Source organism: Enterobacter sichuanensis (assembly GCF_002939185.1).
Classification (GTDB): domain Bacteria; phylum Pseudomonadota; class Gammaproteobacteria; order Enterobacterales; family Enterobacteriaceae; genus Enterobacter; species Enterobacter sichuanensis.
In genome coordinates this window covers 44,720-66,014 of the sequence record NZ_POVL01000001.1, presented here as the reverse complement: position 1 = coordinate 66,014, position 21,295 = coordinate 44,720, and the positions used below count along the sequence as shown (strand labels likewise).

At 58.3% G+C, this 21,295-nt stretch carries 21 protein-coding genes; 7 read left to right on the top strand and 14 right to left on the bottom strand.

Annotation, left to right across the window (positions count from 1 at the left end; all coding sequences use genetic code 11):
• Positions 1-158 precede the first annotated feature (158 nt).
• Both C5687_RS00320 and copA read right to left on the bottom strand, forming a co-directional pair.
• The gene (locus C5687_RS00320; RefSeq protein WP_059386535.1) at positions 159-953 is read right to left on the bottom strand and encodes a TraB/GumN family protein; all 795 of its coding nucleotides are present in this window, start codon (positions 951-953) and stop codon (positions 159-161) included.
• 50 nt (positions 954-1,003) lie between these two features.
• Positions 1,004-3,502 (bottom strand): copper-exporting P-type ATPase CopA, encoded by a 2,499-nt coding sequence (copA, locus tag C5687_RS00315; protein WP_104556210.1) that lies wholly within the window; start codon positions 3,500-3,502, stop codon positions 1,004-1,006.
• A gap of 108 nt (positions 3,503-3,610) precedes the next feature.
• On the opposite strand from copA, the gene cueR reads away from it, so the two are divergent.
• On the top strand, positions 3,611-4,021 hold the full coding sequence (cueR, locus tag C5687_RS00310) for a Cu(I)-responsive transcriptional regulator (protein WP_025756136.1): 411 nt from the start codon (positions 3,611-3,613) through the stop codon (positions 4,019-4,021).
• Here the strand turns inward: cueR and C5687_RS00305 are convergent.
• Together C5687_RS00305 and C5687_RS00300 are read right to left on the bottom strand one after the other, a co-directional pair.
• A complete protein-coding gene (locus tag C5687_RS00305; RefSeq protein ID WP_025756135.1) occupies positions 4,018-4,470 on the bottom strand; it encodes an NfeD family protein in 453 nt (150 codons plus the stop codon). The two genes, cueR and C5687_RS00305, sit on opposite strands and share 4 nt — an antisense overlap.
• Positions 4,467-5,381 (bottom strand): SPFH domain-containing protein, encoded by a 915-nt coding sequence (locus C5687_RS00300; protein ID WP_008499312.1) that lies wholly within the window; start codon positions 5,379-5,381, stop codon positions 4,467-4,469. Before C5687_RS00300 ends, C5687_RS00305 begins: the two co-directional genes overlap by 4 nt.
• Positions 5,382-5,535: 154 nt before the next feature.
• Here C5687_RS00300 and fetA point away from each other — a divergent pair, with 154 nt between their 5' ends.
• The gene (gene fetA, locus C5687_RS00295; protein ID WP_104556209.1) at positions 5,536-6,207 is read left to right on the top strand and encodes an iron efflux ABC transporter ATP-binding subunit FetA; all 672 of its coding nucleotides are present in this window, start codon (positions 5,536-5,538) and stop codon (positions 6,205-6,207) included.
• Positions 6,200-6,982: an iron efflux ABC transporter permease subunit FetB gene (fetB, locus tag C5687_RS00290; RefSeq protein WP_104556208.1), complete on the top strand. Its 783-nt coding sequence runs from the start codon at positions 6,200-6,202 to the stop codon at positions 6,980-6,982. The genes fetA and fetB overlap by 8 nt, the downstream gene beginning before the upstream one ends.
• Before the next feature lie 49 nt (positions 6,983-7,031).
• Here the strand turns inward: fetB and C5687_RS00285 are convergent, their stop codons facing one another.
• Genes C5687_RS00285 through tesA form a run of 3 tightly spaced genes read right to left on the bottom strand, consistent with a single transcriptional unit; the run spans position 7,032 to position 9,370 of the window.
• Complete coding sequence (locus C5687_RS00285; protein WP_104556207.1) at positions 7,032-7,886, bottom strand: co-chaperone YbbN; 855 nt, start codon at positions 7,884-7,886, stop codon at positions 7,032-7,034.
• Between the two features lie 58 nt (positions 7,887-7,944).
• On the bottom strand, positions 7,945-8,715 hold the full coding sequence (locus C5687_RS00280; RefSeq protein WP_025756132.1) for an SDR family oxidoreductase: 771 nt from the start codon (positions 8,713-8,715) through the stop codon (positions 7,945-7,947).
• Positions 8,716-8,743: 28 nt separating this feature from the next.
• On the bottom strand, positions 8,744-9,370 hold the full coding sequence (gene tesA / locus C5687_RS00275) for a multifunctional acyl-CoA thioesterase I/protease I/lysophospholipase L1 (protein WP_142977831.1): 627 nt from the start codon (positions 9,368-9,370) through the stop codon (positions 8,744-8,746).
• On the opposite strand from tesA, the gene ybbA reads away from it, so the two are divergent.
• The 3 genes from ybbA (at position 9,338) to C5687_RS00260 (ending at position 13,764) form a co-directional block, all read left to right on the top strand.
• Positions 9,338-10,024, top strand: coding sequence for a putative ABC transporter ATP-binding protein YbbA (ybbA, locus tag C5687_RS00270; protein ID WP_104556254.1), 687 nt, complete (start codon positions 9,338-9,340; stop codon positions 10,022-10,024). The genes tesA and ybbA overlap by 33 nt on opposite strands.
• Complete coding sequence (gene ybbP / locus C5687_RS00265; RefSeq protein WP_104556206.1) at positions 10,021-12,435, top strand: putative ABC transporter permease subunit YbbP; 2,415 nt, start codon at positions 10,021-10,023, stop codon at positions 12,433-12,435. The genes ybbA and ybbP overlap by 4 nt, the downstream gene beginning before the upstream one ends.
• Positions 12,436-12,618: 183 nt before the next feature.
• A complete protein-coding gene (locus tag C5687_RS00260; RefSeq protein WP_104556205.1) occupies positions 12,619-13,764 on the top strand; it encodes a porin in 1,146 nt (381 codons plus the stop codon).
• A gap of 125 nt (positions 13,765-13,889) precedes the next feature.
• Here the strand turns inward: C5687_RS00260 and mnmH are convergent, their stop codons facing one another.
• From mnmH to ppiB, 5 genes are all read right to left on the bottom strand, one after another.
• Complete coding sequence (gene mnmH, locus C5687_RS00255; RefSeq protein ID WP_104556204.1) at positions 13,890-14,960, bottom strand: tRNA 2-selenouridine(34) synthase MnmH; 1,071 nt, start codon at positions 14,958-14,960, stop codon at positions 13,890-13,892.
• Positions 14,961-15,044: 84 nt separating this feature from the next.
• Positions 15,045-16,112, bottom strand: a complete 1,068-nt coding sequence (gene purK, locus C5687_RS00250; protein WP_047957918.1) for a 5-(carboxyamino)imidazole ribonucleotide synthase — start codon at positions 16,110-16,112, stop codon at positions 15,045-15,047.
• The gene (purE, locus tag C5687_RS00245) at positions 16,109-16,618 is read right to left on the bottom strand and encodes a 5-(carboxyamino)imidazole ribonucleotide mutase (protein WP_025756126.1); all 510 of its coding nucleotides are present in this window, start codon (positions 16,616-16,618) and stop codon (positions 16,109-16,111) included. Before purE ends, purK begins: the two co-directional genes overlap by 4 nt.
• A 119-nt stretch (positions 16,619-16,737) precedes the next feature.
• Complete coding sequence (gene lpxH, locus C5687_RS00235) at positions 16,738-17,460, bottom strand: UDP-2,3-diacylglucosamine diphosphatase (protein ID WP_059386526.1); 723 nt, start codon at positions 17,458-17,460, stop codon at positions 16,738-16,740.
• A gap of 3 nt (positions 17,461-17,463) precedes the next feature.
• Entirely contained in the window at positions 17,464-17,958 is a 495-nt protein-coding gene (gene ppiB / locus C5687_RS00230) for a peptidylprolyl isomerase B (RefSeq protein ID WP_025756124.1), read from the bottom strand.
• A gap of 174 nt (positions 17,959-18,132) precedes the next feature.
• Between ppiB and cysS the strand changes: the two genes are divergently transcribed.
• Entirely contained in the window at positions 18,133-19,518 is a 1,386-nt protein-coding gene (cysS, locus tag C5687_RS00225; RefSeq protein WP_045286676.1) for a cysteine--tRNA ligase, read from the top strand.
• Positions 19,519-19,610: 92 nt separating this feature from the next.
• On the opposite strand, the gene C5687_RS00220 is transcribed toward cysS, so the two are convergent.
• Both C5687_RS00220 and malI read right to left on the bottom strand, forming a co-directional pair.
• Positions 19,611-20,132: a metal-dependent hydrolase gene (locus C5687_RS00220; protein ID WP_095452321.1), complete on the bottom strand. Its 522-nt coding sequence runs from the start codon at positions 20,130-20,132 to the stop codon at positions 19,611-19,613.
• A gap of 73 nt (positions 20,133-20,205) precedes the next feature.
• Positions 20,206-21,222: a Mal regulon transcriptional regulator MalI gene (gene malI, locus C5687_RS00215; protein WP_104556203.1), complete on the bottom strand. Its 1,017-nt coding sequence runs from the start codon at positions 21,220-21,222 to the stop codon at positions 20,206-20,208.
• Positions 21,223-21,295 lie beyond the last annotated feature (73 nt).

Sequence of the window (21,295 nt, the reverse complement as noted above, 5' to 3'; positions counted from 1 at the left end):
CGCCTGACGTTTGTCTAAAAAATAGCACCATCTTGCGCAATAGTATTGGCAGTGATGGTCACTTTGAGCGACAATCGGCTCAACCGAAGGTCTCCTTCGGCATAATAAAAACGATGAAATTCCTCTTTGACGGGCCAATAGAAATATTGGCCATTTTTTTATTTCAGCAGCGACGGCAAATTCCCTTCTCCGTATAAATGTAACGCCCCGACCGCCACCACATAATGCCCCGCAGGTAGCGCATGCAGCGTCTGTCGCCAGGCCTGGTTGCGCGCATTCATCAGCACATCGTATAACGATTCACTGAAGGTCGACGGTAAGGTCAGCTTACCCTCCGCAGGTGGCGCGTCCAGCCACCAGCCAATCATGGTTTGCAGCAGTCGCGCGTTGGTGTGCCAGTGGGTCAGCGTATCATCCAGCAGCATACGGCCGTCGTCGGGAAGCTGTCGCAGGAGCGCAATCTGGCTGTCGGTCCCTTCCAGTTCGATGATGGGCAGACTGCGCGCCCTGGCCACATTCAGCAGCTGGTAATCAATGCCGTAATCACCGCGCAGACCCAGACGCTGCGCCTGCGTGGCCTGCAGCACCATCGCAATTTGCCACAGCGGCAGGGTGTCAATCATGGAAAGCGAGACGCCCGTTTCATCCGCCACGCGCGTCAGCTCCGCAAGCTGGGTTTCATCCAGACGTTCCGCGAGCGTGAGATCGCTCTCCAGGCCAGCGAACGGCGACTCATGGCCGGAGATGTCCGCCTCAACAACCAGCGCGTCCGCATGTTTCAGCAGCTTGATCAGGCCGGGCGGCAGGGGAGACATATCCTGCGTACCCATATGAATGCTGCCTACCAGGTGCAGGTGCTGCCCGCCAGGGAGAGAGATATCCAGACCCGGCCAGGCGTAACGGCGAGGAAAGAGGGCGCGAAACGATGTTTTTATACGATTAAACAGACCCATACGCGCTCCATGAATGGAAAGGGTCATGCTAGCGCGTACGAGTACAAGGTTCAATCCTTCGGTTTAAAGCGCAGCAGCCGGTTGGCGTTGCTCACCACGGTGATGGAGGAGAGCGCCATCGCCGCACCTGCGACCACCGGGTTTAGCAGCGTGCCGGTCAGCGGCCATAAAATGCCGGCCGCAATCGGGATACCGAGGGTGTTATAGATAAACGCCCCCAGCAGGTTCTGCTTCATGTTGCGCAACGTGGCTTTTGAAATGGCCAGCGCGTCGGCAACGCCCATCAGGCTATGGCGCATCAGCGTAATGGCGGCGGTTTCAATGGCCACGTCGCTCCCACCCCCCATGGCAATTCCCACGTCCGCCTGGGCCAGCGCCGGGGCATCGTTGATGCCGTCGCCGACCATCGCCACCTGACGGCCCTGACGCTGCAGGTTTTTAATGGCGTCCGCTTTGCCATCCGGCAGTACGCCTGCAATCACCTCGTCAATACCGGCCTCCCGGGCGATGGCGTTTGCCGTTGTTGGGTTATCTCCGGTCAGCATGACCAGACGGTAGCCCGCGCGATGCAGTCGCTGCAAGGCGTCCACGCTATCCTGACGAAGCGGATCGCGCACGGCCAGCAGCGCGGCGGCCTGGCCATCGACCGCAAGCAGAACCGGCGTGGCACCCTGAGACGCCTGCGCTTTCAGTTCACTCTCCAGCGCGGAGGTATCAATACCGTTGTCATTAAGCAATGCCTGGTTGCCCAGCAGCAGCGCGTGGCCTTCGGCTTCACCGCTGACGCCCAGCCCGCGCAGGGTACGGAAGTTGCTGACCTGCGGCAGGGCAGATGCATTCGCTTTATCAAGGATGGCGCGCGCCAGCGGATGGCTGGAGCCTTGCTCCAGCGCCGCGGCAAGCCGCAGCGCGTCCGCTTCGGCAATGCCTGCGGTCGTGACGGCCACTACCTGCGGTTTGCCTTCGGTCAGCGTGCCGGTTTTATCAAACACCAGCGTGTCCAGGGTGCTGGCCCGCTGCAGCGCATCTGCATCCCGCACCAGCACGCCAAACTCGGCGGCGCGGCCTACGCCGGAGATAATCGACATCGGTGTCGCCAGGCCAAGGGCGCAAGGACAGGCGATGATCAGCACCGTGGTGGCAATCACCAGGGTATACACAATCTGCGGCGCCGGGCCGAAGAAATACCAGATCACCGCGCTCAACAGGGCAATACCGACCACCACCGGCACAAAAATGGCAGAGATCCTGTCGGCAAGCTGGCCAATCTCCGGCTTACTGCTCTGCGCCTGGCGCACCATGCGAATAATGCGCGACAGCGTGGTGTGGCTGCCGACGGCGCTGGCGGTGAACAGCACGCTGCCGTCCTGTACCACCGTACCGGCATGAACGGCGTCACCGTCTGATTTCTGCTGGGGGATGGGCTCGCCGGTCAGCATCGCTTCATCCAGCCAGGCTTCGCCCTGCGTTATCTTACCGTCAACGGGAACGCGATCGCCCGTGGTCAGACGCAGCGTCATGCCGGGCTGAACCTCGGCCAGCGGGACGCTCTTTTCCCCGTCGTCCGTGACCACGCGCGCGGTTAGCGGGGTTAAATCGAGCAACCTTTCCAGCGCTTTCGAGGAGCGCTGACGGGCGCGGGCTTCCAGCATATGGCCTAAGTTAATCAGACCGATAATCATCGCGCTGGCTTCATAATAAAGATGCCGCGCTTCCATCGGGAACCACTGGGGCCAGACGTTCACGCTCATGGAGTAGAGCCACGCGGCACCCGTGCCGAGCGCAACCAGCGTATCCATCGTCGCGGTGCGGTTTTTCAGGCTCTTCCAGGCGCTGGTATAGAAATGACCGCCCGCGAAGACCATCACGCCCAGGGTAATGAGACCGATGACCAGCCACAGCGTGCGGTTGTCGTCGGTGACCATCATGTTGTCGCCGAGCATCCCCCACACCATCACCGGAATACCCACCAGCAGGGCGACAATCGCCTGCCAGCGGAAGCGCTTCATGGTGGCAATCGCCGTTTCCTGCTGGCGCTCGCGGCGTTCGGCATCATCTTCGATGGCCTCCGCGCCGTAGCCCGCTTTTTCAACGGCCTGTACTAAATCTGCTGCGGAGGCGCTGCCCATCACCAGCGCAGTGCGCTCCGCGAGGTTGACCCGTGCCTGGGCGACGCCCGGTACCGCCTGCAGGGCGTTTTGTACCCGGGAGACGCAGCTGGCGCAGCTCATGCCGTTGATCAGCAGCTGTTGGCTGTCATCAATATCATCAGCTGCCGGAAGCTCAGGAGTGGCCGCTGTCAGTGCTTCCGACGGGGATGATGACTCTGCCAGCGGTTTAGCCTTTGGGTGGCTCAGCTCCGCCCCATAGCCGGCCTGCCTGATGGTATCGATCAGCGCATCCGCGCTGGCGCTGCCGGTAACGGCGGCATGGTCGATAGTGACTTCAGCGCTTTCAACATCGGGGCGCTGTTCAAGGCTTTCTTTTACGCGTTTGACGCAGTGGCCGCAGGAGAGGCCATCCAGCGTCAGGTCGATAGTGTGAGACATAGTAAAACTCCCGTATAATGATCTGGTCAGTTGTTGACCGATATCGTGCTTTTTACTGACTGTTATGAAGGTTAAACCTTCCATCAAGGGGAAGGTCAAGGGGGAAATGTGAATATCAGCGATGTGGCGAAAAAAACCGGTTTAACCAGCAAAGCGATTCGCTTTTATGAAGAGAAGGGGCTGGTGACGCCGCCGCTGCGCAGTGAAAACGGCTACCGCAGCTACACGCAGCTGCATCTGGATGAGCTGACGTTACTGCGCCAGGCGAGGCAGGTCGGGTTTAATCTGGAAGAGTGCGGTGAGCTGGTTAACCTGTTTAACGATCCGAAGCGTCACAGCGCAGACGTGAAAAAACGCACCCTGGAAAAAGTGGCCGAGATTGAACGCCATATCATCGAGCTACAGGCGATGCGCGAACAGCTGCTACAGCTCGCGGAATCCTGTCCGGGGGATGACAGCGCCGACTGCCCGATTATCGATAATCTTGCCGGCTGCTGCCATCGTAAGACCTCTGCTTAGCAGGCTTTAATCCGCAGGGTAATGCCTTGCACCGCAATGACCTCAACCCGCGTGCCGGCGCTGAGGTCTTCGTCGGCGACCACCGGCCACGAGCTGTCGCCCACGCGCATATGCCCACGTCCGTTCACCAGCGCGGTATCAAGCGTAAAACGCTGGCCGACAATCTGCTGTCCGCGCTGGTTGAGATGCGCGTCCACCGGTTTCTGCTCGTTAACCTGTCGGTTAAGCCAGCGCCACCACAGCCACGCGGCCACCAGCGTCAGCACGGCAAATAATGCCCCCTGCCACGCCCAGTCAAGCGGAAGAAGCCAGACGAGCAGCCCGGTAATGACCGCGGCGACACCGCTCCACAGCAGGTAGCCATTGCCGCCCAGCATCTCCGCGGCCAGCAATAGCCCCCCAAGGCTTAGCCAGAAAGCGTGAGGATGTGCGACGATAAGCTCAATCATTTTTTACGCTCGTTCCCGCTGTCTTTGATCAGTTCAGCAATCCCGGCGATAGAGCCCATCAGGCTGCTGGCATCCAGCGGCATCATCACCACTTTGCTGTTATTGGCGGAGCCGATCTCTTTCAGCGCATCGGTATATTTCTGCGCGACGAAGTAGTTCACCGCCTGGATATCACCGGCGGCAATCGCCTCGGACACCATTTGCGTTGCGCGGGCTTCCGCTTCGGCAGAACGTTCACGCGCTTCCGCCTGTAAGAACGCGGACTGACGATCGCCTTCCGCTTTCAGGATCTGCGACTGTTTTTCCCCTTCCGCCTTCAGGATCTCAGCCTGACGTACCCCTTCCGCTTCCAGAATGTAGGCACGTTTGGTTCGCTCAGCCTTCATCTGCGCGTTCATGGAGGCGATCAGTTCCGCAGGCGGTCGCACATCGCGGATCTCGATGCGGGTAACTTTAATACCCCACGGGTTCGTCGCTTCATCAACAATGTGCAGCAGGCGGGTATTGATGCTGTCGCGCTGGGAGAGCATTTCATCCAGCTCCATCGAGCCGAGCACGGTACGGATGTTGGTCATCGTCAGGTTGACGATCGCCAGCTCCAGATTGCTCACCTCATACGCTGCTTTTGGCGCATCAATCACCTGAATAAAGCAGACGGCGTCAATGGTGACGTTGGCGTTATCCTTCGAGATCACTTCCTGGGAAGGAATATCCAGAACCTGTTCCATCATGTTGATCTTACGACCAATACGGTCCATGAACGGGACAATCAGGCTTAATCCAGGCTGGAGCGTGTTGGTATAACGACCGAAACGCTCGACGGTCCACTGATAACCCTGAGGAACAATTTTGACGCCTGCGCCCACAATAACCAGCGCAACGAAAATAAGGACTGGAACAACAATAAGCATAAAAACCTCCTGTTTTGCATGCCGTGATGAGAGAACGTGTGTGTTTATTGCTCATAAGTATATCGGCTATCCGGTTGAAATTCGCCTCTGAAAATAGACTGGAAAAAGATTATGCTACAGACGGTTCTTACAAGACGCGGTTAACGGAAGCGGAATGAACGATAAAAAAAATCTGTTACAACTCAGGGATATTGGATTTCGTGTCGGGGATAACACTATCCTTCAGCACGTTGAATTTAGCCTGTCGCCGGGCGAGTTTAAATTAATCACCGGGCCATCAGGCTGTGGCAAAAGCACCTTGCTGAAGATTGTGGCCTCGCTGCTCAGTCCCACAGAGGGGACACTTCTCTTTGAAGGCCAGGACGTTGCGTCGCTCTCTCCGGAAAGCTATCGCCAGCAGGTCTCTTATTGTGTACAGACCCCGGCGCTGTTTGGCGATACGGTCTATGACAACCTGATTTTTCCGTGGCAAATTCGTCATAAAACGCCGGAGCCGGAACGCTTTATTAACGATCTGGCCCGCTTTGGCCTGGCGCAGGAGACACTGACCCAATCCATCAATGCGCTGTCGGGCGGAGAAAAACAGCGCGTCTCGCTGATCCGCAATCTGCAGTTTTTACCGAAGGTGTTGTTGCTGGACGAGATCACCAGCGCGCTCGATGACACCAACAAACGCAACGTCAACGAGATTATTCATCGTTACGTTCGCGAGCAGAATATTGCCGTGCTGTGGGTCACGCACGACGCTAACGAAATTAGCCATGCGGATGACGTGATTAGGCTGCAGCCGCACGGCGGGAAAATGCAGGGGGCAAACCGTGGGTGAGCATAATATTACGAACGAATCCCTGGCGTTTTCCATGGTGCTGGTGCTGATTGCGATTGTGGTTAGCTACCGGGAAAAGCTGGGCCTGGAAAAAGACATTGTGTGGAGTATCTGCCGCGCGGTGATTCAACTCATCATCGTCGGCTATGTGCTGAAATACATTTTCAACGTTAACCACGCGGTGCTTACGCTGCTGATGGTGCTCTTTATCTGCTTTAACGCGGCGTGGAATGCGAAAAAACGCAGTAAATACATTGATAAAGCGTTTATCTCGTCGTTTATCGCGATTACCACCGGCACGGCGCTCACGCTGGCGGTGCTGGTGCTCTCCGGCTCGATTGAGTTTACGCCGATGCAGGTTATCCCTATCTCCGGGATGATTTCGGGGAACGCCATGGTGGCCGTAGGGCTGTGTTACAACAACCTCGGCCAGCGTTTCAGCAGCGAACAGCAGCAGTTGCAGGAGAAATTAAGCCTGGGGGCAACGCCAAAAGTGGCCTCGGCGCGGCTGATTCGTGAGAGCATTCGTTCATCGCTGATCCCGACCGTGGATTCCGCCAAAACGGTGGGGCTGGTCAGCCTGCCGGGAATGATGTCGGGGCTGATTTTCGCCGGTATCGATCCGGTAAAAGCGATTAAGTATCAGATCATGGTGACGTTTATGCTGCTCTCCACGGCCAGCCTGTCCACCATCATTGCCTGTTACCTGACCTACCGGAAGTTCTACAACGCGCGCCACCAGCTGGTGGTGACGCAGTTGAAAAAGACAGGGTGATGTCGCTTTTGTAGGCCCGGTAAGGCGAAGCCGCCACCGGGCTTTTTTGTCAGTAGAGCAGGGCGTACAGCTGACGGCGATATTTCGACGCCAGCGCATCACCGGTGCCCAGCGCGGCCAGGATCTCCTGGAACATCTTGCGCGCCTGGCCGTCTGCGGCAGCAAGGTCTTTTTGCAGATGACCAAACAGCAGCTCAAGCGCCTCTTCGTTACGTCCCACCTGATGCAGCTGCAGTGCCAGCTGGCTTGCCAGCGCCGCATCGGCCGGGTTATCGGCAACCTGCTGTTGCAGCTGCTGAATTTCCGGGGTATCCGCGGCCTGCTTCAGCAGCTCAATTTGCGCCACCAGCCCCTGATAGCGGGTATCCTGATCCTGCAGCGGAACGGTCCTGAGGACGGCTTCTGCGTCTTCTGAACGGTGCAGGGCAATCTGCGTTTCCGCCAGCAGCAGGCCAATCTGGCTGTTCTGTTTCGACAGCTGCCACGCCTCTTTGAGCAGCGGCAGCGCCTCGTCATATTTGCCTTCCTGCATCAGCGCCATGCCTTCCTGCGCTTTCAGCTCCTCTTCGCGCGGCAGCACTTTATCCAGCAGGGCACGAATGGCCTCTTCCGGCTGCGGTCCCTGGAAGCCATCCACAGGCTGACCATTCTGGAACAGATAGACGGTGGGGATCGCGTGCAAACCAAACTGAGACGCCACCATCGGCTGTGCGTCACAGTCCAGTTTGGCGAGAATGAACTGACCATTGTACTGGGCGGCAAGGCTTTCCAGCACCGGCGTCAGCTGCAGGCAGTGTTGGCTGCGTTCAGACCAGAAGTAGAACAGCACCGGTTTGGTCATCGACTGTTCAAGGGTCTGTTGCAGGTTTGCTTCAGTGATATTGACGATATTCTGTACGGACATGCGGCCTTCTCTTTTATCGGTTTACTCTTTACATGGGGATGCGCGTCGTCGCTTCAACTCAACCGTGTAAAATTTTGTCCATCATCCGGCCCGGCAGCAGACGTTTTAACCAGCCTACGGCATGGGTGACCAGCGTCACCGGATAGCGCATTTTGGGATTGTCACTCTCAAAAGCATGGCGCACTTTGGCCACTACCGCTTCGGGTCCGAGCGTAAAACGTGCGGCAATGCCGGGGTTCTCGACCGGTTTATCCGCCTGCGTCTGGTTAACGTTTTCGGTAAAGCGGGTGCGGATCGGGCCTGGTTCAATCAGGCTGACCTTAATGCCGCTGTGGCGTAGCTCCATGCGCAGGGCGTCAGACCAGGCTTCCAGCGCATATTTGCTGGCGGCATAGGCGCCGCGACCTGGGGTTGAAATCAGCCCCATCACGGATGACGTCATCACGATGCGCCCTTCACCATGCGGCAGCATCGCGGGGAGCAGGCGCATGGTGAGCTGATGTACGCCGAAGAAGTTAGTCGAAAACTGTTTCTCCAGCGTTTCGCGGGAGAGGGTATCCAGCGGACCGTACACGCCATAACCCGCATTATTAAACAGCCCGTAGAGGCGATTGCCGGTCAGGGCGATCACCTCATCCGCGGCGCGATCAACGCTCTCCGGCGAGTCCATATCCAGCAACACGCCGGTAAAGCCCAGCCCGTTCATGCGTTCGACATCGTCGGGTTTGCGGCAGGCCGCCAGCACCCAGTATCCCTGGCGCTTTAATTCGAGCGCGCTTTCAAGGCCGATTCCACTGGAACATCCTGTTATTAAGACCGATTTTTGCATAACTTTACCTGTCAGGATCTCCGCTTAATCAGGAGTCATGGTTAACTAAAGGAGCCAGCCGCGTTGCCATCCAGTCGGCAATAAACGGCTGCGCATCGCGATTGGGGTGGATCCCGTCGTCCTGCATCCACTGGGGTTTGAGATAGACCTCTTCCATGAAAAATGGCAGCAGCGGAATATCAAACTCTTTGGCAAGCTTAGGGTAGATCGCGCTAAAGGCCTCATTATACCGACGACCGTAGTTGGCGGGCAGGCGAATTTGCATCAGCAGGGGCTGGGCGTTTGCCGCCCGGATGTCCTGCAAAATGGTGCGCAGGGTGTGTTCCGTTTGCTGAGGCTGGAAACCGCGTAAGCCATCATTGCCGCCAAGCTCAACCAGCACCCAGCGCGGCTGATGCTGTTTGAGTAGCGCAGGCAGGCGCGATAAACCCTGCTGCGAGGTATCACCGCTGATGCTGGCGTTGATAACCGTCGTTTTGCTCTGCCATTTGTCATTGAGCAGGGCGGGCCAGGCCGCGCTGGCCGCCATACGATAGCCTGCGCTCAGGCTGTCACCAAGAACCAGTAACGTGTCCGCTGCCGCCGCGCGGAAGGTCATCAGAATCAAAAACAGGAAGGGCAAATGCCAGCGGAAAACAGTGTTGAAGTTCATCATCTTAAGAAGTCCGTCGGTCAGGGGGAACACGAGCTTTCCATCCTTACTGGAGTTGAACTCGTTGTCAAACGCGCTGAAACCATCGCGCTGATTGGCGAATCGGGTTCCGGTAAGTCCACCCTGCTGGCGATTTTGGCCGGTCTGGACGACGGCAGCAGCGGTGAGGTCCATCTTGTCGGGCAGCCGCTGCATCAGCTTGATGAAGAGGCGCGCGCCGCGCTGCGCGCGCGTCACGTGGGTTTTGTCTTTCAGTCCTTCATGTTGATCCCCACCCTCAACGCGCTGGAAAACGTCGAACTCCCGGCGCTTCTGCGCGGGGAAAACAGCCGTGACAGCCGGGCTCACGCGAAGTCGCTGCTGGAACAGCTCGGGCTGGGGAAACGTCTCGACCATCTTCCCGCGCAGCTTTCCGGTGGCGAGCAGCAGCGCGTGGCGCTGGCGCGGGCGTTTAACGGCCGCCCTGAAGTGCTGTTTGCCGATGAGCCCACCGGTAACCTTGACCGTAAAACCGGCGACCGGATTGCCGACCTGCTGTTTTCGCTCAACCGCGAACACGGCACTACGCTGATCCTCGTGACCCACGATCCCCAGCTTGCCGCCCGCTGCGACCGGCGCCTGCGGCTGGTGAACGGTATGCTTCAGGAGGAGACATGATTACCCGCTGGTTCTGGCGCGAGTGGCGTTCCCCCTCGCTGCTGATTGTCTGGCTGGCGCTAAGCCTGGCGGTGGCCTGCGTGCTGGCGCTCGGCAGCGTCAGCGACCGGATGGAAAAAGGGCTCAGCCAGCAGAGCCGGGAGTTTATGGCGGGAGACCGGGCGCTGCAAAGTTCGCGCGCCGTTCCGCCGGGCTGGATTGACGAAGCGCGCAGGCGGGGACTGACGGTGGGAGAACAGCTAAGCTTCCAGACGATGACCTTCGCGGGCGACACGCCACAGCTGGCGAGCGTTAAGGCCGTCGATGAGATCTACCCGATGTACGGCGAACTGCAGACCAGCCCGCCCGGGCTGAAGCCTGCGCCCGGTACGGTACTGCTGGCTCCCCGGCTGATGGCGCTCCTGAATCTGAAAACCGGCGACAGCATCGACGTCGGCGATGCCACACTGAAAATCGCCGGGGAAGTGGTGCAGGAGCCAGACTCTGGCTTTAACCCCTTCCAGCTTGCGCCACGCCTGCTGATGAACACCGCGGATGTCGCGGCAACCCATGCGGTCCAGCCGGGCAGCCGCGTCACCTGGCGCTACAAGTTTGGCGGCACGCCTGCCGAGCTTAATGACTATGAAAAATGGCTTCTGCCGCAGCTCAAACCGGAGCACCGCTGGTACGGGCTGGAGCAGGACGAGGGGGCGCTCGGTAAATCTCTGGAGCGTTCCCAGCAGTTCCTGCTGCTGTCGGCACTGTTGACCCTGCTGCTGGCGGTGGCGGCGGTCGCTGTTGCGATGGGGCACTACTGCCGCAGCCGCTACGACCTGGTGGCGATCCTCAAAACGCTCGGCGCTGGGCGCAAGCAACTGCGCAAACTGATTGTCGGCCAGTGGCTGATGCTGCTGATGCTGTCCGCGCTGACCGGTGGGATAATGGGGCTGCTGTTTGAAAAACTGCTGATGGTAATGCTGAAGCCGGTACTCCCGGCCGCATTGCCGCCGGCCAGCCTCTGGCCTTGGCTGTGGGCGATGGGCGCGATGACGGTGATCTCGGTGCTGGTGGGGCTACGACCGTACCGCCTGCTGCTCGCGACGCAGCCGCTGCGCGTACTCCGCAACGATGTGGTGGCGAACGTCTGGCCGCTGAAGTTCTACCTGCCGGTGATTATGGCGGTGGCGGTGGGGCTGCTGGCCTGGCTGATGGGGGGCAGCACGCTGCTGTGGGCCGTGCTGGCCGGGGCGGTGGTTCTGGCGCTGCTCTGCGGCGTGCTGGGCTGGATACTGCTCAACGTCCTGAAAAGGCTGACGGTAAAATCCCTGCCCGTGCGCCTGGCGGTGAACCGTCTGCTGCATCAGCCGTGGTCAACGCTGAGCCAGCTGTCGGCCTTTTCGCTGTCGTTTATGCTGCTGGCCCTGCTGCTCGTGCTGCGTGGCGATCTGCTCGACCGCTGGCAGCAGCAGCTCCCGCCGGAAAGCCCGAACTATTTCCTGATCAATATCGCCCCTGAGCAGGTCACGCCGCTGAAGGCGTTCCTGTCTGAGCACCATATCATCCCGGAGGCGTTCTATCCCATCGTTCGCGCGCGGCTCACGCAGATCAACGGCGTGCCAACGGAAGGGAACAAGGACGAGTCGCTTAACCGCGAGCTCAACCTGACGTGGCAGGAAAAACGGCCCGATCATAACCCGATTACGGCCGGCACCTGGCCGCCAAAAGCGGGAGAGGTGTCGATGGAAGAGGGGCTGGCGACGCGCCTGAACGTGAAGCCGGGAGACAGCGTCACCTTTACCGGCGATACCCAGGATTTTACCGCGAAGGTGACCAGCCTGCGTAAAGTGGACTGGGAGAGCCTGCGGCCTAACTTCTTCTTCATCTTCCCGCCGGGAGCGCTGGACGGACAGCCGCAGAGCTGGCTCACCAGCTTCCGCTGGGAAAAGGGCAACGGCATGCTCACCCAGCTAAACCGGGAGTTTCCGACGGTCAGCCTGCTGGATATTGGGGCGATCCTGAAGCAGGTAGGGCAGGTGCTGGAGCAGGTGAGCCGCGCGCTGGAGGTGATGGTGGTGCTGGTGACGATTTGCGGCGTGCTGTTGCTGCTGGCCCAGGTGCAGGTGGGCATGCGCCAGCGTCATCAGGAACTGGTGGTTTACCGAACGCTGGGGGCCGGTAAGCGGCTGCTGCGGATGACGCTCTGGAGCGAGTTCGCCCTGCTGGGGCTGGTGGCCGGTCTGGTGGCGGCCATTGGCGCTGAGACGGCCCTGGCGGTGTTGCAGACAAAGGTCTTTGACTTCCCGTGGGAGCCTGACTGGCGTCTCTGGTTGACCCTGCCTCTCTGTGGTGCGGTGCTGCTTTCCCTCTGCGGCGGCTGGCTCGGCACGCGGCTGTTAAAGGGCAAAGCCCTGTTCCGTCAGTTTGCCAGTTGATTTAGCTCAGTGATAATTGCGTGTCGGATTTTAATGCCGGCACGCAATGTTTAAATAGCACAAAGTGATAATACCCACTCATTTAGTAGCACAAAACATTAAAAAACCGACCACACAGCCCGATTATTTCCAGTTAATATTCACCAGCTAAATATTTAGCAGCGTGTCTATTAAGGAAAAATAATGACTATAAAAAAATCAGCGCTGGCGGTAACGATCGGCGCGGCAGTGGTATTGACCTCCTTCGCTTCTCAGGCGGAAATCACCGTTCTTAAACAGGATCCTCAGGCGGGTAACCCGCTGAGCCGCCTGAACTTTACCGTTGGCGGCAGCATCCGTCCTCAGTTCCAGAACATGACCGGCGACGACGGTAAAAACAGCTACAAGCGTAACGGCTTTGACGGCGGCACCCGTTTCCGTTTCGCGGCTGATTACTACCTGTTTGATGACATCAGCTGGATCAGCTACTACGAGCTGGGTGTGAATATTCCCGCGCAGTTTAACTGGGATCACCACTACGCCGAAGGTGCGCACGACACCACGCGTCGTATGCTCTACACCGGTCTAAAGAGCGACACCTGGGGTACGCTGACCTTCGGTCAACAGAACAGCGTTTACTATGATGTGGTTGGCGCGAAAACCGATATCTGGGACTACGACATGATCGCTCAGGCGCCAGGTAACGGGATCAACGGCGACTACGATGGTTCTTATCGTTCACGTCAGATGCTGAAATATAAGAAAACCGTGGGTGATGCCGACATCTATGCATCTTACCTGTTTGAAGACAGCGAATACCTGCCGGGCAATGGCCTGCGCTACAAGCGTAAAGGCGGCGGTTCACTGGGTCTGGATTACCACCTGACCACCGATCTGACCTGGGGCGCCGCGTGGAACTACACCCGTGCGGACATGCGTAACCCGGACAACGGCGACAGCAAAACCTATGACCAGAACATCCTCGGTACCGCGCTGAGCTGGACGCCGGATAACTGGACCTTCTCCGCAGGCGGCGGCTGGTATCAGAACTTCCTGACCACCAAAAAAGTGTCTGTGAATGACTACTTCGCCGGTGACGCGTGGGGTATTGAATACTTCGCAGGGTACAAATTCCCAATCGGTCAGTATGCGGTTAAATCCATCCAGCCTTACTTCATGGGCGACCGTATTGAGTACGTGAACGGCCGTAACTACCAGCGCATCGATAACGGCGTGGGTATCAGCTTCCAGCTGGATTATGGTTTCCGCGTGGATTACGAACACGTGTTCACCTCCAGCACCGACAACCTGGGCGACATGAACCTGGTGCGTCTGCGTTACGACTTCTGAGTCGTCATGTAGGGTGCGGTCTGATGCCCTCACCCTGACCCTCTCCCACAGGGAGAGGGGACAAACATTAAAAACGGCAACCCTGGTTGCCGTTTTGCTTTTACCTCGCCACCCGGCTTTATTTTTCAGCGATCAAGCCACTCAGCAATCTCTTCGTACGTCCCGCGATAGACAATCTTCTCCGCTTTCTTCTCCAGCTGATAGCCGTACATCGGGTCGTAATAGTCCTTTAACAGCGGCACAAGCCAGCTGAAGTGCGCGTCAGTGCTGCCAGTACGTTGTTGTTCGACAAGCGCGGCGTCCAGTAAGGCGGTGAATTCCGCGTACCGCTGCAACCCCAGACGGCGGCGGATGGCGAACAGGCCGTGGTGCAGATATTCACTGTATTCTTTCCAGCCCGCCTCCTCGCCGTATGCGGCTGAAAAGTCCGCCCACATATGATCGAAATACTCTTCGCGCAGGCGCTCAAGCCGAATATCGAACGGGTCCTCTACCACGACAACAGGGGCTTCAGCCATGCGGTCGCGCAGGCATTCCGGCAGATGGTTAGAGCCAATCATCCTGCCTTCATCTTCCAGCACCCAGCGCGCAGCGTCTTTTTTCAGCAGCTCGACCGCAAGGTAATTTTCGAAGCTTGCCTGGGAAAGTTGCGGCGTTAGCGTGCGGCCAAAGGATGAACCGCGATGGTGCGCCAGTCCTTCCAGATCGATTCCCTGCGCGTGCTGTTTCACCAGCAGCGTTTTACCGTTTCCGGTACAGCCGCCGATGAGCACCATCGGTTTTTGTGACTGCTCGAGGGTCACCTGAATCGCCGTCTGACGCAGGGCCTTATAGCCGCCGCGGATCAGCGGGTAATCGATACCCGCCTCTTTCAGCCAGGCCTGCGAGATATGTGAGCGCTGGCCACCGCGCGCGCAGCAGAGAAAACCCTCAGGATGGGCCAGGCTTGCGTCGCGCCAGGCGTTGATACGGGCCTCACGCGTGTCGCCATGCACCAGACTATGGCCAAGCGCCAGCGCGGCCTCGGGCCCCTGGCGTTTATAGCAGGTGCCTACGGCGGCGCGTTCGTCGTCGTTCATCAATGGCAGGTTAAGGGCGGCAGGCATCGCGCCCTGGGCAAATTCGATCGGCGCGCGAACGTCGATTAAAGGGGTATCAGACGCGAGGATCGCGCGATAGTCCGTTCCATCGTTCATGGTTTTTCCAGAAGAAAACTGAGCAGCAATGGGCGGGAATTGTACGCCGGGGAAGGGGAAGGTCAACTCCCCGGCGGGGATGTCTTACCTGAGCTTTGATTGCGCCCAGACAATGCCGCTCGCGTATTCCGGCGGCAGGAGAGGGATCAGGGCTTCCAGGCTGGCGCTCAGGCGGCCTGCGTCGCTGTCGTTCAGGTTCAGGTGACCCACTTTACGACCCGGACGAACCTCTTTGTCGTACCAGTGCAGATGCACCAGCGGCAGCTTCAGCCAGTCATAGTTCAGATCGGTGCCGATCAGGTTGATCATCACCGACGGGCTGTTTACCACTGGCTGCGGCAGCGGCAGGTCAGTGATGGCGCGCAGATGCAGTTCGAACTGGCTGATGGAGGCACCGTTTTGCGTCCAGTGGCCGCTGTTATGCACGCGCGGCGCGAGTTCGTTAATCAGCAGACCAGACGGCGTGACAAAACACTCCATCGCCATGACGCCCACATAACCGAGTTCGTGCATGATGGCAGAGAGCATCTCTTCCGCCTGCGCCTGCTGGTCAGCACTGGCGTGCGGGAAGGCGACGCTGGTGCGCAGAATACCGTCCTGATGCAGGTTATGCGTCAGCGGGTAAAAGACCGTACGGCCATCATGCCCGCGCGCGCCAACCAGCGACACTTCACCGCTGAAGTTAATGCCCTGTTCAACGATGCACTCGCCGTAGCACTCATCCGGCAGCTCGGCGGTGTCGTTCGCGCGCAGACGCCACTGGCCGCGGCCATCGTAGCCACCCACGCGGCGCTTCACGATCGCCAGTTCACCCAGCATCGCGAAGACATCATTCCACTCGCTTTTATCGGACAGCAGCTGCCACGGCGCGGTCGGCAGGCCGAGCTTGTCGAACAGCTGCTTTTGCGTCAGGCGGTCGGCAATAATCGGGAACACATCGCGGTTAACAAAGGCGTTATGACGCGCCAGTTCGCGAGTCAGCGCCGTCTCCGGCCAGCGTTCGATCTCGGCGGTAATCACGCTCTGGTGGAACGGGACGGCTTCAGGTTCCGCATCCAGCCCGACGGGCCAGACGGCAATACCCAGCGGTTCACCTGCCTGGCGCAGCATCCGGCCTAGCTGACCGTTACCGAGGACGCAAACCTGCTTCATGCCGCACCCCGCGGGTCCGGATTGTCGAGCACCTCATCAGTCTGAGCTTTACGCCAGTCCGCCAGACGCTGATGCAACGCGCTGTCGTGCGTCGCCAGAATCTGCGCGGCCAGCAGGGCGGCGTTGGCGGCACCCGCTTTGCCAATCGCCAGCGTGCCGACAGGAATACCACGCGGCATCTGGACGATGGAGTAGAGGCTGTCGACACCACTCAGCGCGGCGCTTTGTACGGGAACGCCCAGTACCGGCACCAGGGTTTTGGCGGCAATCATGCCCGGCAGATGTGCTGCGCCGCCCGCACCGGCAATGATCACCTCATAACCGTTCTCTTCGGCGCTTTCGGCGAAGCTGAACAGTTTATCTGGTGTACGGTGCGCGGAGACCACTTCTACATGGTGCGGAACATTCAGGATGTCAAAGATTTCGGCGGCGAACTGCATGGTAGCCCAGTCGCTTTTGGACCCCATCACGATGGCGACACGCGCCGGATTATTGCGGGAAGACATGCGTCTTAAAACTCCTGTGGTGCGAAACACACTGCTTTCGAGGGCACAGAGAATAGCATGTTATACGTGCAAGGAAAACGGTTGCGTGGCTGAGAAATGGGCAAAAAGACGAGAAGCGGTTAAAACGGGAAAGCGATCAACTCCACACCTTCCGGGGTGACTTTAACCATAGACCCTTCGCTGTGCCACGCACCTAATACCACTCGGTGGGCGGGCTCGCCGTTGGCAATAAGTGAATGCACGTCAGGACGATGGGTGTGACCGTGGATCAGCCACTGGACGCGGTGCTTTTCCATCACGTTCACCACCGCCTGCGGGTTAACGTCCATGATGGTCATGGATTTGCTGCTGTTGGCGGCCTTACTGCCTGCACGCATTTTGGCGGCGATGCGGTTGCGGATGAATAACGGCAGGGCAAGGAACAGCGTTTGGATCCACGGGGTGTGAACTTTGGCGCGAAACGCCTGATAGCCAGTATCGTCGGTGCAGAGCGTATCGCCGTGCATGATCAGCACCTTGCGGCCGTAGAGGTTGAGCACCTGCTCTTCCGGCAGCAGCGTCATGCCGCTTTCGCGGGCGTAGCGCTTGCCGAGCAGGAAATCACGGTTACCGTGGATGAAGTAGCAGGGGACGCCAGAATCCACCAGCGCCTTGATGGCCGCCGCCATTTCACGGTGTAGCGGGTTCGGGTCATCGTCGCCAATCCAGGCTTCAAAGAGGTCGCCGAGGATGTACAGCGCATCCGCATGTCGGGCTTCACCCGCTAAAAAACGCAGAAAACCGGCGGTGATCGCCGGTTCTTCTGTTTGCAGATGCAAATCTGCAATAAAGAGTGTCGCCACGAATTACTCGCTGACGGTCACGCTTGTAATCACAACGTCTTCTTTCGGAACGTCCTGATGCATGCCGCTGCGGCCGGTAGAAACGGCTTTGATCTTGTCAACCACGTCCATCCCTTCAACCACTTCTGCGAAGACGCAGTAGCCCCAACCCTGCAGGCTTTCGCCGGAGAAGTTCAGGAAGTCGTTGTCAGCCACGTTGATGAAGAACTGTGCGGTCGCAGAGTGAGGCGCCTGAGTACGGGCCATCGCCAGCGTGCCACGGGTGTTTTTCAGGCCATTGTTCGCTTCGTTTTTGATCGGCTCTTTGGTGGCTTTCTGATGCATGCCAGGTTCGAAACCGCCGCCCTGGATCATAAAGCCGTTGATCACACGGTGGAAGATGGTGTTGTTGTAGAAACCTTCGCGGCAGTAGTCCAGGAAGTTTTTAACTGTTTCAGGCGCTTTGTCATCAAAGGTTTTGATTACGATATCGCCATGATTAGTGTGGAAAGTAACCATTTGTGCATCCTGTTCCGTTATTGTGGTACGTCGACCCGCGTTCGGGTCATATATAGGAGCTTGTTATAGCATAACCACAGGATGCGATCACCTTGCATTGTGTGCTGCTTCAGGTTTGAATTACGGGTAGAATAGCCGGTTTTCAACCACACACGTGTTTACATGGAATCTTCGATGTTAAAAATCTTTAATACAATGACGCGCCAAAAAGAGGAATTTAAACCTATCCATGCCGGGGAAGTCGGCATGTACGTGTGTGGAATTACGGTTTACGATCTCTGTCACATTGGCCATGGTCGCACCTTTGTCGCCTTCGATGTGGTTTCGCGCTACCTGCGTTTTCTCGGGTACAAACTGAAGTACGTGCGTAACATCACCGACATCGACGATAAAATCATTAAGCGTGCTAATGAGAACGGCGAAAGCTTTGTCGCGCTGGTCGATCGTATGATCGCCGAGATGCACAAAGACTTCGACGCCTTAAATATTCAGCGCCCGGACAGCGAGCCGCGCGCGACCCACCATATTCACGAAATTATCGAGATCACGGAAAAGCTGATTGCGCGCGGTCACGCCTATGTGGCGGACAATGGTGACGTGATGTTCTCGGTGCCGACTGACCCGACTTACGGTTCGCTTTCCCGTCAGGACCTGGACCAGCTGCAGGCCGGTGCCCGCGTTGACGTGGTTGACGTGAAGCGCAACCCGATGGACTTCGTGCTGTGGAAGATGTCCAAAGAGGGCGAACCAAGCTGGCCATCACCTTGGGGCGAAGGACGTCCGGGCTGGCACATTGAGTGCTCGGCGATGAACTGCAAACAGCTGGGCAAACACTTCGACATCCACGGCGGCGGTTCGGATCTGATGTTCCCGCACCACGAAAATGAAATCGCGCAGTCCACCTGCGCCCACGGCGGCGAGTACGTGAACTACTGGATGCACTCCGGAATGGTGATGGTTGACCGCGAGAAGATGTCTAAATCGCTGGGCAACTTCTTCACCGTGCGTGACGTGCTGAAATATTACGACGCGGAAACCGTGCGTTACTTCCTGATGTCCGGCCACTATCGCAGCCAGCTGAACTACAGCGAAGAGAACCTCAAGCAGGCGCGTTCTGCGCTGGAGCGTCTGTACACCGCGCTGCGCGGGACTGACAAATCCGTGGCGGCAGCTGGCGGCGAGGCGTTCGAAGCACGCTTTATTGAAGTGATGAACGACGACTTCAATACTCCGGAAGCGTACTCCGTGCTGTTCGATATGGCGCGCGAAGTGAACCGTCTGAAGTCAGAAGACATGGCGGCAGCGAATGCGCTGGCGTCTCACCTGCGTAAGCTCTCCTCCGTGCTTGGCCTGCTGGAGCAGGAGCCGGACGTGTTCCTGCAAAGCGGTGCGCAGGCGGATGACGGCGAAGTGGCGGAGATTGAAGCGTTGATCAAGGCGCGTCTGGAAGCGCGTCAGGCGAAAGACTGGGCGGCAGCAGATGCGGCGCGTAACCGTCTGACCGAAATGGGCATTATTCTGGAAGACGGCCCGCAGGGGACCACCTGGCGTCGTAAGTAAGTCTGGTGCGCGCTGATGCCCTCACCCCAGCCCTCTCCCACAGGGAGAGGGTGCAAACACTAAAAACGGCAACGTGAGTTGCCGTTTTGCTTTTACCTCCTCTTCCACCACAACATCCCCATCAGCACCACCCCCGGCAACCACACCCACAGCAACTCAGAGATGATCACCTGATGCCCGTACGGCGTGGTATAGCGTGACAGGGCAAACGGCGCGACCTTAATCACCTGCCACGGCGCAAAGAAGCGTTCATCTGACCACGGCCACAGCCAGCCGACGCCTTTTCCGCCTGTCGTAATGGCGTCCAGCAGGCTGTGCGACAGCAATGACACGGTTAAAAACAGCCAGCACCGCGCAAGGCTTGCCCTGAACCATCGTCGGCCGATCAGGACGCACAGTATCGGCACCACAAAGGCAAACAGCAGAGAATGGGTAAAGCCGCGATGCCCGAAAACGTTGCCGTACGCGACGCCGAACCTGAACGCCAGCACGTCGGCATCCGGCAGCATGGCGAGGACAATTCCGGCAAACAGCAGGCGGGGAGGAATGACCCGGGTACCGAGACCTAAGCCCAGGCAAAGCGGAACAGCAGCGTGAGTAATAACGGTAGGCATCGTATTTATCCATGGCAAATCATGGAACTGTAGCAGCCATTTCGCGGCAGTTGACCTGTGCTAAATTCTGATTTTACGCCGATTCCCGGGCTATAAGTTGCCCGGAGAGGGTAATGCGCTGCGTTTGCAGCGTCGGCTCTTTCAGCTTGCGGATAATAAGCCCCGCAGCCTGACGCCCGGTCTCGTCGCTGGCGGAGGAGACATAGGTAAACGACGGCGAGGTGAGGTTAACGTGCAGCATATCTTCGAAACCGACCAGCGCGACCTGCTGCGTCAGAAACACATCTTTACCCACCGTACGTCCAACCTGATGAATACCGGAGATGGAACCGATCATCGCATCCGGCGAGTGGCAGAGCAGGGCGGTGATGGTGTTGTTTTTCTCCAGCAACTGACGGGTGGCGATGGCCGCGGCCTGTGTGTCATCGCTACAGGCGGGGTAGCTTTCGTCGCGCCAGACCAGTCCGTTTTGCATCATCGCGCTGCGAAATCCGAGCAGGCGCTGTTCGCGGATAAGACAGCCTTCACGCCCGCCAATGTAGGCGATGTTGCGGTGACCACGTTCGATAAGATAGCGCGCGGCAAGGCTCGCCGCCTGGCGGTTATCGCGCATCACCAGGTTACATTTTTCATCCAGCAGAGACTGCGAGACCACCACCAGCGGCAGCGGACACTGGCGAATCTGCTCCGGCAGGGTGGAGGCGCGCGTATCGGACGCGAGATAGATCACGCCCGCCACGCCCTGTTGCTTAAAGGAGAGCAGGGTACGCTCTAAATGCTCCCGATCGTTCAGCGGCTGGCCGAGAAAAACCATATACCCCTGTTTCTCCAGCTCCTGAACAATGCTTGCCATCACCTTGATGGAAAAGCTGTCGCTAAAGTCACGGAGGATCAGGCCGATCAGGTTGGAGGTGTTGGCGCGAAGATTGGCTGCGGCGACGTTATGAACATAGCCCAGCGTATTGATGGCAGCGTTGACCTTCTCGATCGTTGCCTCTGAGATTTTCCCTTTCTGGCGCAGCACCAGCGAGACGGTTGAGACCGACACGCCCGCGTGCCTGGCGACATCAATAATGCTGACTTTCTTCAAAACCGCTCCCTGAAATTAACCGATTATCAGCCAGATACGACTCGTCTCCCAGCGTACAGGAGACGCGTCGTTG

Bases quoted from the DNA above. Each gene is read 5' to 3' on its own strand.
- ybbA (WP_104556254.1), top strand. From the start codon at position 9,338: ATGCCAGCGGAAAACAGTGTTGAAGTTCATCATCTTAAGAAGTCCGTC.
- C5687_RS00260 (WP_104556205.1), top strand. From the start codon at position 12,619: ATGACTATAAAAAAATCAGCGCTGGCGGTAACGATCGGCGCGGCAGTG.
- C5687_RS00285 (WP_104556207.1), bottom strand. From the start codon at position 7,886: ATGTCCGTACAGAATATCGTCAATATCACTGAAGCAAACCTGCAACAG.
- purK (WP_047957918.1), bottom strand. From the start codon at position 16,112: ATGAAGCAGGTTTGCGTCCTCGGTAACGGTCAGCTAGGCCGGATGCTG.
- C5687_RS00300 (WP_008499312.1), bottom strand. From the start codon at position 5,381: ATGCTTATTGTTGTTCCAGTCCTTATTTTCGTTGCGCTGGTTATTGTG.
- tesA (WP_142977831.1), bottom strand. From the start codon at position 9,370: ATGATGAACTTCAACACTGTTTTCCGCTGGCATTTGCCCTTCCTGTTT.
- C5687_RS00320 (WP_059386535.1), bottom strand. From the start codon at position 953: ATGGGTCTGTTTAATCGTATAAAAACATCGTTTCGCGCCCTCTTTCCT.
- cysS (WP_045286676.1), top strand. From the start codon at position 18,133: ATGTTAAAAATCTTTAATACAATGACGCGCCAAAAAGAGGAATTTAAA.
- copA (WP_104556210.1), bottom strand. From the start codon at position 3,502: ATGTCTCACACTATCGACCTGACGCTGGATGGCCTCTCCTGCGGCCAC.
- purE (WP_025756126.1), bottom strand. From the start codon at position 16,618: ATGTCTTCCCGCAATAATCCGGCGCGTGTCGCCATCGTGATGGGGTCC.
- mnmH (WP_104556204.1), bottom strand. From the start codon at position 14,960: ATGAACGATGGAACGGACTATCGCGCGATCCTCGCGTCTGATACCCCT.
- ybbP (WP_104556206.1), top strand. From the start codon at position 10,021: ATGATTACCCGCTGGTTCTGGCGCGAGTGGCGTTCCCCCTCGCTGCTG.
- C5687_RS00305 (WP_025756135.1), bottom strand. From the start codon at position 4,470: ATGATTGAGCTTATCGTCGCACATCCTCACGCTTTCTGGCTAAGCCTT.
- fetA (WP_104556209.1), top strand. From the start codon at position 5,536: ATGAACGATAAAAAAAATCTGTTACAACTCAGGGATATTGGATTTCGT.
- C5687_RS00220 (WP_095452321.1), bottom strand. From the start codon at position 20,132: ATGCCTACCGTTATTACTCACGCTGCTGTTCCGCTTTGCCTGGGCTTA.
- ppiB (WP_025756124.1), bottom strand. From the start codon at position 17,958: ATGGTTACTTTCCACACTAATCATGGCGATATCGTAATCAAAACCTTT.
- C5687_RS00280 (WP_025756132.1), bottom strand. From the start codon at position 8,715: ATGCAAAAATCGGTCTTAATAACAGGATGTTCCAGTGGAATCGGCCTT.